Origin of the sequence: Clavibacter sp. MX14-G9D (assembly GCF_032917815.1) — a bacterium.
In the GTDB taxonomy this organism is placed as follows: Bacteria; Actinomycetota; Actinomycetes; order Actinomycetales; family Microbacteriaceae; genus Clavibacter; species Clavibacter michiganensis_K.
The window spans coordinates 1-3,264 of the sequence record NZ_JAVCVL010000269.1; the positions used below are offsets into that span (position 1 = coordinate 1).

Consider the following 3,264-nt stretch of genomic DNA (forward strand, 5'->3'; position numbering starts at 1 on the left):
GAGCCGCGGCGCCGCGGCCGCGCTGCGCTCCACGGCCTCGGCGAGCCCGGATCCGATCTCGCGTCCGGCGAGGCGCCGGGCGGCGGTCGCGTCGTCGGCCGTCAGCAGCACGCCGACGGCCTCGACCTCGCCGCCGAGCGCGGCCGTGAGGGCCGGCATCTCGAGCACGCTCACGGTGTTCGCGTAGATCACGCGCGTCCATCCCGCCGCGCGGTAGTTCCGCCACATCGCCGCCAGGTTCCGCTCCGCCAGCGGGATGCCCTGCCGCCACGGCTCCGGGTGCGCCTGGTCGAGCGCGTCGCCCTCGACGAGGGCGTGCCGCACGTCGGCGAGGGCGAGCAGCCGCGACGCCTCGGCCGCCACCGACGACTTGCCGACGCCGGAGCGCCCGCCGAGGAACAGGGCCTGCGTGGGAGCCGGGATCGTCATGGTCCGAGCGTGGCATGCAGGGCTGGGCCGGGTCAGCCCGCGGGATGCAGCGCCCCGCGGAGCGCTGCGGCCTGCGCCCGCCAGAACTCCCGGGAGACCCCGGCGCGGGGCAGGATCGCGTCGAAGCCGTGGAAGGCGCCGTCGACGACCGTCAGCTCGACGGCGACGCCCGCCTCCCGGAGCCGCTCGGCGTAGCGCACGTCCTCCTCGCGGAACAGGTCGAGCGAGCCGACGCCGATCCACGCGGCGGGGAGGCCCGAGAGGTCCTCGCGTCGCGCGGGGGCGGCGTAGGGGGAGACGTCCGGGGCGCCGGGCGGACCGCCCAGGTACGCGGTCCAGCCGACGCGGTTGCTGCCCGGCGTCCAGACGCGCACCTCCGACGTGTCCATGTCGGTGCGGGTGACGGTGCGGTCGTCGAGCATCGGGTAGACGAGGAGCTGGAACGCGGGCGCCGGGGCGCCGCGGTCGTGCGCCATGAGGGCGACGGCGGCGGCGATCCCCCCGCCCGCGCTCGCGCCGCCGACCGCCACCCGGGACGCGTCGACGCCGTGCTCCTCCGCGTGCGCGTGCAGCCAGAGCAGGGCGGCCAGCGCGTCCTCGACGGCGGTGGGGGCCCGGTGCCCGGGGGCGAGGCGGTAGCGCACCGATGCGACGACGATCCCGAGGGTCCGCGCGAAGCGGATGTTCGACGCCTCGTCCTGCAGGTGGTCGCCGAGCACCATCCCGCCGCCGTGGATCCAGAGCAGGGCGGGCACCCGCCCCGAGGCCGTCCGCGGGCGGTAGACGCGCATGTCGACCGCCGACGCGCCCCCGTCGACGGGCACCCGCACGTCGTGCACGAGGAGGTCCTCGGGCGCCTCCGACCGGCGGGGCTCCCGTCGCGCGGCCATCGCCACGAGCGGCGCCGGGAGGGTGAAGCGGGGGATCAGCCGGGCGAGGGCGAGGTCGGGGTGCAGGGCGGACATGGTGCTCCATCCGGTGGTCGGGCCGCCCCGGCGGGCGGCGTCGGGGGAACCGTACGCGCGCCGCATGGGAGCTCCGACCCGCCTCGCCGCGGACCCGCGTTGACACTGCCCCGACGCCCCCGCGAGAATGGGGGGACGTTGCTCTTACAACGTTGTAATGGCCCGGATCGCCTGCGTTCGCCAGGCGTCGACCAGCCCCGTTCCCGATGAAGTGAAGGACACTCCATGACCGACGCCTCCACGTCGACCGACGCCCGCACCGCCGCGGACGCCCGCATCGCCATCGACCGCACCGCGGTCGTCGCCCCCGTCAACCGCCGCACGTTCGGCTCGTTCGTCGAGCACCTCGGCCGCTGCGTGTACGACGGCATCTACGAGCCCGGCCACCCCACCGCGAACGAGGACGGCTTCCGCCTCGACGTGGTCGACCTCGTCAAGGAGCTCGGCTCGAGCGCCATCCGCTACCCCGGCGGCAACTTCGTCTCCGGCTACCGGTGGGAGGACGGCGTCGGCCCGCGCGCCGAGCGCCCGAAGCGCCTCGACCTCGCCTGGCACTCGCTCGAGACCAACGAGGTCGGGCTCGACGAGTTCGCCCGCTGGTGCGAGCTCACCGGCAGCGAGCTGATGATGGCCGTGAACCTCGGCACGCGCGGCGTGCTCGAGGCCCTCGACATCCTCGAGTACTCCAACCACCCGGGCGGCACCGCCCTCTCCGACCAGCGCATCGCCAACGGCTCGCCGGAGCCCCACGGCGTCAAGATGTGGTGCCTCGGCAACGAGATGGACGGCCCCTGGCAGGTCGGCCACATGACCGCCGACGACTACGGCAAGCTCGCGAACCGCACCGCCGGCGCCATGAAGATGGTGGATCCCACGCTCGAGCTCGTCGCGTGCGGCAGCAGCGGATCCGGCATGCCGACCTTCGGCGAGTGGGAGCGCACCGTGCTCGAGCACGCGTACGACAACGTCGACTTCATCTCCGCGCACGCCTACTACCAGGAGCGCAAGGGCGACCTCGGCAGCTTCCTCGCCTCCTCGCTCGACATGGAGTACTTCATCCGCACGGTCGTCGCGTCGGCCGACCAGGTCAAGTACCGCCGCAAGAGCGACAAGACCATCAACATCTCGTTCGACGAGTGGAACGTCTGGTACCTCGACGAGCACCAGGAGTCCGGCGTCATCACCGAGGGCTGGCCCTACGCGCCGCACCTGCTCGAGGACGTTTACTCGGTCGCGGACGCGGTCGTGCTCGGCAACCTCATGATCACGCTGCTCAAGCACAGCGACCGGGTCACCTCGGCCAGCCTCGCGCAGCTCGTGAACGTGATCGCGCCGATCATGACGGAGAAGGGCGGCGGGGCCTGGCGCCAGACCACCTTCTTCCCGTTCTCGGTCACGAGCCGCCTCGCGCAGGGCGAGGTGCTGCGCCCGCGCATCGACGTGGGCACGTACGAGACCGAGGTGCACGGCACCGCCCCGCTCGTCGACTCCGTCGCGACCTTCGACGAGGCCACCGGCCGCGCCGCGGTCTTCCTCGTGAACCGCAGCCTGTCCGACGCCCTCACGATCGAGGTCGACGTCGCCGGGCTCGCCGTCTCCGAGGTGCTCGAGGCGGTCGGGATCCACGACGAGGACGTCTACGCGAAGAACACCTTCGAGGACCGCGAGCGCGTAGGCCTCACGGAGAACGCGTCGGCGACCCTCGCGGACGGCACCCTCACCATCACGCTGCCGCCCGTGTCGTGGACGGCCGTGTCGCTCGGCTGATCCGCACCGCTCCTCCACGCGCCCGTCGCGCCGCACCCGCGGCCGGCGGGCGTCGTGCGCGGTGCCGGGTGCGTCGGGTCACGGCGCCGCGGCCGAACGTGCG

General features: G+C 73.7%; 3 protein-coding genes. 1 reads left to right on the forward strand and 2 read right to left on the reverse strand.

Features of this window, described 5'->3' with window-relative positions; genetic code table 11:
- Both Q6969_RS14465 and Q6969_RS14470 read right to left on the reverse strand, forming a co-directional pair.
- A partial coding sequence (locus Q6969_RS14465; RefSeq protein WP_317231073.1) for an AAA family ATPase occupies positions 1 to 429 on the reverse strand: 429 nt, incomplete at its 3' end.
- Between the two features lie 32 nt (positions 430 to 461).
- On the reverse strand, positions 462 to 1,394 hold the full coding sequence (locus tag Q6969_RS14470) for an alpha/beta hydrolase fold domain-containing protein (protein ID WP_317231074.1): 933 nt from the start codon (positions 1,392 to 1,394) through the stop codon (positions 462 to 464).
- Between the two features lie 225 nt (positions 1,395 to 1,619).
- On the opposite strand from Q6969_RS14470, the gene Q6969_RS14475 reads away from it, so the two are divergent.
- The gene (locus Q6969_RS14475) at positions 1,620 to 3,161 is read left to right on the forward strand and encodes an alpha-N-arabinofuranosidase (RefSeq protein WP_104290437.1); all 1,542 of its coding nucleotides are present in this window, start codon (positions 1,620 to 1,622) and stop codon (positions 3,159 to 3,161) included.
- The last annotated feature ends 103 nt before the right edge of the window (positions 3,162 to 3,264 follow it).